Origin of the sequence: Aestuariimicrobium sp. Y1814, from assembly GCF_050113895.1 — a bacterium.
Classification (GTDB): domain Bacteria; phylum Actinomycetota; class Actinomycetes; order Propionibacteriales; family Propionibacteriaceae; genus Aestuariimicrobium.
On sequence record NZ_JBNJRW010000025.1, the window covers coordinates 1 to 6,209 of the forward strand.

9 protein-coding genes are annotated in these 6,209 nt (G+C 65.7%); 6 read left to right on the forward strand and 3 right to left on the reverse strand.

What is annotated here, in order from left to right; genetic code table 11:
- The coding region (locus ACQE3C_RS15185; protein WP_434539966.1) for an ISL3 family transposase at positions 1–1,243 on the reverse strand (1,243 nt) is incomplete at its 3' end.
- Between the two features lie 181 nt (positions 1,244–1,424).
- Between ACQE3C_RS15185 and ACQE3C_RS15190 the strand changes: the two genes are divergently transcribed.
- The 3 genes from ACQE3C_RS15190 (at position 1,425) to ACQE3C_RS15200 (ending at position 2,495) form a co-directional block, all read left to right on the forward strand.
- On the forward strand, positions 1,425–1,697 hold the full coding sequence (locus tag ACQE3C_RS15190; RefSeq protein ID WP_434539967.1) for a hypothetical protein: 273 nt from the start codon (positions 1,425–1,427) through the stop codon (positions 1,695–1,697).
- 119 nt (positions 1,698–1,816) lie between these two features.
- A complete protein-coding gene (locus ACQE3C_RS15195) occupies positions 1,817–2,248 on the forward strand; it encodes a hypothetical protein (protein WP_434539968.1) in 432 nt (143 codons plus the stop codon).
- A 25-nt stretch (positions 2,249–2,273) separates the two neighbouring features.
- Positions 2,274–2,495, forward strand: a complete 222-nt coding sequence (locus tag ACQE3C_RS15200) for a hypothetical protein (RefSeq protein WP_434539969.1) — start codon at positions 2,274–2,276, stop codon at positions 2,493–2,495.
- A gap of 17 nt (positions 2,496–2,512) precedes the next feature.
- Here ACQE3C_RS15200 and ACQE3C_RS15205 read toward each other — a convergent pair whose 3' ends face one another.
- A complete protein-coding gene (locus ACQE3C_RS15205) occupies positions 2,513–3,235 on the reverse strand; it encodes a TSUP family transporter (protein ID WP_434539970.1) in 723 nt (240 codons plus the stop codon).
- A gap of 164 nt (positions 3,236–3,399) precedes the next feature.
- Between ACQE3C_RS15205 and ACQE3C_RS15210 the strand changes: the two genes are divergently transcribed.
- From ACQE3C_RS15210 to ACQE3C_RS15220, 3 genes are all read left to right on the forward strand, one after another.
- Positions 3,400–3,630, forward strand: a complete 231-nt coding sequence (locus tag ACQE3C_RS15210; protein WP_434539971.1) for a type II toxin-antitoxin system Phd/YefM family antitoxin — start codon at positions 3,400–3,402, stop codon at positions 3,628–3,630.
- Complete coding sequence (locus tag ACQE3C_RS15215; RefSeq protein WP_434539972.1) at positions 3,627–4,016, forward strand: type II toxin-antitoxin system VapC family toxin; 390 nt, start codon at positions 3,627–3,629, stop codon at positions 4,014–4,016. Before ACQE3C_RS15210 ends, ACQE3C_RS15215 begins: the two co-directional genes overlap by 4 nt.
- 157 nt (positions 4,017–4,173) lie before the next feature.
- Complete coding sequence (locus ACQE3C_RS15220; RefSeq protein WP_434539973.1) at positions 4,174–4,971, forward strand: discoidin domain-containing protein; 798 nt, start codon at positions 4,174–4,176, stop codon at positions 4,969–4,971.
- A gap of 9 nt (positions 4,972–4,980) precedes the next feature.
- Here the strand turns inward: ACQE3C_RS15220 and ACQE3C_RS15225 are convergent.
- Positions 4,981–6,140 (reverse strand): IS3 family transposase gene (locus tag ACQE3C_RS15225; protein WP_434539690.1). Its coding sequence is split into 2 segments (ribosomal slippage): positions 4,981–5,859 and positions 5,862–6,140, totalling 1,158 coding nucleotides; the frame shifts between segments, so codons are not numbered across the junction.
- Positions 6,141–6,209 lie beyond the last annotated feature (69 nt).

The window sequence follows — 6,209 nt, forward strand, 5'->3', positions numbered from 1 at the left end:
TCGATACGACCGACATCCATCCTGACCGGCCAGTCCCAGACCAGCCAGATCCAGACTCACAGAGTGCTTCGGTGGGGCCGTTGCTGGTGCCGGGGTGGTCGAAGAAGGCGAGGATGTCGTCGCGTCGTCGGTGGAGGGTTCGGCCCAGGGTGCGGATCTCCTCGAGCGCTGCTGGCAGCCCGGACTTGAGTGTGTCGATGAGGGCGGTCATGATCTGTTTGCCCTCGACGGTAGTCGGCGCCCGGTAGGCGTCGATGATGCGTTGGTATGCCTCCCAGCTGACCGCGAACGGGGTGTGACAGTCCTCATCGAAGACGTTCAGCAGCCGGAACCACTGCTTCTTCGTCAGCAGCGCGGCGCGGGTCCGGGCGATCCGGCGGATGCCATAGAGCGGATCCCCTGAGCGGCCGCGGTGGCCGAGGGTCTCTTGTTGGAGGCGTTGTCGGCAGCGGTCGAGTTTCTCCCCGGCCAAGGCCACGACGTGGAACGGGTCCATCACTGTGGTGACATCATCGATGGTCTCGACGGTGGCGGACTTGTAGCCGGTGAACCCATCCATCGCGACGATCTCGATGCCGTCGCGGAAGGCTTCGGACTGCAGCTGGAGCCACTGCTTCAGCGCTTGCTTGGAGCGGCCCTCCACGACTGCCAGGAGTCGGGATGTGCCGGTGTTGGTCCTTGTCGGGGTCAAGTCGATGACCACGGTCACGAACTTGTCACCGAAGCGGGTGTGGCGCCACACGTGCTCGTCGACCCCGACCGTGGTGACTCCGTCGAGTCGGGTGGGATCGTTGAACAGCAACTCGTCGGCGGCGGCGAGGATCGCGTCGCTGCAGGTGTTCCACGCGACCCCCAGGATCGCGGCGATCCTGGCGATCGAGAGCCGGTCGATCACGATGTGTTTCACCGCCAGCGTGACCGCGTCACGAGACAGCTTGCCCCTGGTCGGTGCCGCTGCGCGGACGTCGTGGCGCCATACCCGACCACATGGCCTGCACCGGTATCTGGGGACCAGGACCTGCAGGATCGTCGGTTTCCACCCGAAGGGCACATGCGCCAACTTCCGCACCACCGTGTCATGCCGGGCCCCGGGACCGGCGCATGTCGGGCACGGACTCGCCGGCGTCGTTGGCGTGCAGACCAGCACTGAGTGATCCGGATGCACGATCTGTTCGGTGACGGTGAGGCCGAGTCTGTCGAGTCGGCAGAACGAATCCAGACATGGTGGGGTAGCGTTTTGCATCAGGGCCCTTGGGTTCTTGGGTGGTGACTAGACACCTTCATCCAAGCAACCCAGGGCCCCCTCACATCACCGCGCCACGCCCAACATCCCAGCTATCGCCGACACCGTCGCCGGTTGACCACCCACCCTCATCTGTGAAGAGCCCTACAAGGTCCACGCCACTGATGGCGAAATCGGCAAGGTGGACGAGCACACGGACGACCTCGGCGACGCCCAGATCGTCGTCGACACCGGCCCTTGGATCTTCGGCCGGAGGGTCATTCTCCCGGCCGGAGTGATCGAGAGCGTCGACGACAAGGCCGAGGAGATTCACGTCTCCCTGACCAAGGACCAGATCAAGGCCTCTCCTGAAATGGAGAAGGTCACACCCGATGACCCCGACTACCGGGACAAGCTCGGAACCTACTACGGCGACGTCTACCGCGACCGCTTGGGTGGCCCCGGCGCTCCTTGAGCGGGGTAGCTTGGTGAGAAGGACGCCCCGGGTCGGACAGTTCTGCCTAATCGGCGTCGGGCGTGGTTGGCGAGTCGCACAATGTGATCACCACACGTTGAGCGAGGGGGATCGCCAATATGAACAACAAGATCAGCTACGCCCTGACGGAGACCGTCATCAACCTCACCGCCCGGACGGTGACCGTGACAGATCCGTACACGAACGGCGGATCGCCAACCACCCGGGTGGAGGACCTTGCGGTTGAGGTCGCCAACGCGGCTGACCCGAACGACAGGGTGGAGGTGGAGCTCTACAAGGGGGACCGCTCCGTCACCGCGACCCTGGCGCCGGACGGGCGCCTCCGCGCCCTCGAGTACAACTCCGTGGGTGTTGGCACAAAGGTGGTCTCCAGCGTCGGCAAGGTTGTCGCGTTCGTGGGCTCAATCGCGGCGGCGATCGCTTCGCGGGCTGGCGGTCTGCCGGCGGGGCAGGATGGTGGCGGGGACGTCCGGACTGGGAGACTTCTACGACAACGCCGTCTCCGTCATGTTCCTGGACAGGCGGGCTGACGACGCCCTTCGGCTGGGTCGGCTGGTGGCCGCCCTCTCGCCGCTCTCCGCAGCTGCGGCCTCGAACCACGGGCTGGCGTGCCAGCTGGCCGCGGATGGGGCGGAAGCTGCCGGGCGGCGTCAGCTCCTGGAAGAGGCCGTCGCGGAGTTCAACCGGGCGATCGAGTTGGCAACCGACGAGGGCGACGAGCACGCCGTCGAGGCATACAAGAAGAACCTGGAGCGAACCAGCAAGGCCTTCGACTGAGAAGTCTCCAGTCCCGTTCAGGACAGGATTGCGATGACTCCGCGTGCAGTGGCAGCCAAGGAGCCGAGGAGGGCGAGCGTGAGGGCGAGGGTCTGTGCCCTGGTGGGGGAGATGTGACGCTGGAGGACTGATCCCAGGGTGAGTCCGAGGATGACGCAGCCGACGGCGCTCAGCACCAACGGGATGGGTAGCGACATCTGGAACTTCGCAGCGATGGAGAGCAGATTGGTCAGCACGGCCACCACTTGCACCGTGGGGACGAAGACGTCCATGGTCATTTTGGTGGACGCGCCGAACATGGCCAGGGCCGGACCGCCGACGCCGGCAGTCACGTTGCTGAAGCCCGAGACGGTTCCTGCGAAGATCGCGCCCCTTCTGCCCCTGAAGACCGCCATCGGTCGCCTTGCCAGGGCGAGCAGTACGGCGAGAGTGGTGAGTGCCCCGACGAAGACCAGCAGCATGTTGGTGTCCAGGGTGTAGACGATGACTGCCCCCATCGGGACGCCCAGCACGATCCCGATGGAGAGTCTCTTGGCTGCGGCCCAGTCCACCGAGCGGAACGTTCGAATGAGTACGTAGGCGGCGATCAGCACCGAGAGGATGTTCGCAAGGACGATGCCGTCGAACGGGTTGAGTACCAGGATCAAAAGTGGCCCCGAGACGAGCGTGAAACCTAGTCCGGTGACGCGTTGGAGTGCTGCTCCGACCATGACGGCGCACAGCGCCAGAACCCAGGTCAAGGCCGGAATCCTCCTGTCATGTGCGGGTGCTGTCGTCGATCGACAATCGCTCCGCAGGAGACCGGCTCGGGCTGCTGACCGGGATGGCGCTCGGTTGACTTCCCTGGCCTCCGCCGACCAATCGGCCGGATGAAGGTAGACTAAGCATGGACTAAGGAGGGCGTGTGAAGACTGTCAGCATGCACGAGGCCAAGACACATTTCTCGCGCTTGATCAAGGAGGAGTTCATCGTCACCAACAACGGGCGACCAGTGGCCCGGGTGATTCCGATCAGCGACGGTGCAAGTCGCTTCGGCTTCCTGCCGGAGTCCGTGGCCGAGTCCACCAGGGTTCCGGACGACTTCGACGAGATGTTCACCGCCGAGATCGCCGAACTCTTCGGGGCGGAAGGTTGAGCGCGTACTTGCTGGACACGCACCTGCTCATCTGGGCAGGTATCGGGTCGGACCGACTTTCCAGCGCGACCCGATCCGTGCTCGAGGATCCATCGATCGAAGTGCGCTTCAGCGTGGTCAGCCTCTGGGAGGTGGTGATCAAACTGCAACTCGGCAGAGCCGACTTCCAGGTGGATCCGGACGCACTCAGGGCCCACGCCCGGTTGGCGGGACTTGTGGAGTTGCCGGTGACCGGTGAACACGCCCTTGGCGTGCGGTCCCTCCCGGACCTGCACGGGGACCCGTTTGACCGACTGCTGATTGCCCAGGCGCGGCATGAGGAACTGACGCTCCTCACTGTCGATCAACAGGTTCTCGCCTACGGCGGGGGTGTGGAGCGGGGATGACGGCCGGCCGATGCGATCGACCAACCGCGCAGCAACGGTGAGTAGTCCTCGTAGTTGGCTGTTCGTAGGTGGTGCGGCTACGTAGGATGCCGATCGTCCAGTTCACTGTTGACCTGATCGGAACCCAATGTCCCTGAGCCGTTCCCGCACCCGTCTGGTGCCGCTGCTGGCCGCCGTCGCCGTCGTCCTGGGGTTGATGCCCCTGGCGCAGCAGGCAAGCGCCGCACCCACCAACCTGGCACTCAACCGTCCCGTGACCGCCTCTGGGCAGGAGCTCGCCGACAGGTGGGGTCCCGAGCTTGCCGTCGACGGTAACGCGGGACCTGAGGGCAGCGACGTCGCACCGGCGGTCCACAACGCGCCTGATGCTTCGCGTTGGTCGTCCAACAGCGCCGACAGTGTCTGGATCCAGGTGGACCTGGGCGAGGCCGCCACCATCAGCGAGGTCAACGCGCACTGGGGCAACACGTATCCGACTCAGTGGAGCGTGAGCACGTCTGCCGACGGCGAGAACTGGACCGACGTCGTCACCGAGGGTGCTGGCCCGGGCGTCAGGGGCGGCTGGACCAACTGGACCGGCACGGCCGAGGACGTCCGCTACGTCAAGGTCACCACCCACGGCCGCAGCGCGCCGTGGGGCACCGGGCTGTGGGAGCTCGAGGTCATGGGCGAGGCAGCGCCGGCGCCCGTCACCAACCTCGCCGTCGATCGGCCCGTGGCCGCATCCGGTGACGAACTCCCCGACCGCTGGGGTGCAGAGCTCGCCGTCGACGGCGACTCCGGCCCCGAGGGCAACGACGTCCCCACGTCGGTCCACAACGCCGCCGAAGCCTCCCGCTGGTCGTCCAACAGTGCGGACAGCGTCTGGATCCAGGTGGACCTGGGCAACACCGCCGTCGTCTCCGAGATCAAGGCCCACTGGGGCAACACTTGGGACTGCTGCACGTCTTGGTGACAGGTTGGGTTAGGCGGCTTGGTCGGCCGGTGTGGTCATGATGGTCTCGAACTCGATGGGGGTCAAACGTCCCAGGCGGGCTTGTCGTCGGCGGCGGTGGTAGGTCCGTTCGATCCAGGTCACGATCGCGATGCGGAGGTCGTGGCGGGTGTGCCAGCGGCGCCGGTCGAGGACGTTGTTCTGGAGCAGGGCGAAGAAGGATTCCATGGCGGCGTTGTCGCCGGCGGAGGCGACCTGGCCCATCGAGCCGGTCAGGTCGTGACGACGCAGGGCGGCCAAGTACTTCCTGGACCGGAATTGACTGCCCCGATCGCTGTGCACGATGCAGCCGGTCACTTTGCCGCGGCGGGCCACCGCCATGGCGAGGGCGTCGACCGCGATGCGGGACTTCATCCGGTCACTGATGGAGTAGCCGACGATCCGGTTGGCGTACACGTCCTTGACCGCGCACAGGTACAGCTTGCCCTGGCCGGTGCGGTGCTCGGTGATGTCGGTCAGCCACAGGACGTTCGGGCCGGACGCGGTGAAGTCGCGCCGTACGTGGTCGTCGTGGGCGGGCGGGCCTGGCTTCTTCCCGTTGGTGCTGCGCTTCTTGCCGAACACGCTCCACCACCGGTTGGCCGCACAGATCCGCCACACCCGCCGGTCGCAGCCGGTGTGGCCGGCGGCGCGGACTTCATCGGCCAGCAGCCGGTAGCCGAACTCCGGATCATCGTGGTGGGCGTCGAACAACGCGTTCGCCAGAAACGCCTCATCGAGTTCCCTGGCAGTGACCGGACGGGCGAGCCAGCGGTAGTAGGGCTGGCGGGCGAGCTTGAGGACCCGACACGTCACCGTGACGGGGATCCCGTCAGCAGCGAACTCCTTCACGAGCGGGTACATCATTTTCCCGGCAAGTTGGCCTGCGACAAATACGCCGCTGCCCGACGCAGGATCTCGTTCTCCTGCTCCAGCAGCCGGTTACGGCGCTTCAACTCCCGCAGCTCGGCCGACTCCGCGGTGGTCACACCGAGCCGGTGGCCGTCTGCGACATCAGCGCGCTGCAGCCAGTTCCGCAGACACGACTCACTGATCCCGAAGTCCTTCGCGATCTGGGCAATCGGAGCCTCGCCACGACGGGCCACCGCGACCACGTCGTCACGGAACTCCTTCGGATGGGGTCTAGGCATGGTCAACATCCTTCCAGCAGGACCTCACGGCCCCACAGATCGAATGTCACCTACTCGTGCAGCAGTCCC

Coding starts and splice junctions, on each gene's coding strand:
- ACQE3C_RS15195 (WP_434539968.1), top strand. CDS start 1,817: ATGAACAACAAGATCAGCTACGCCCTGACGGAGACCGTCATCAACCTC.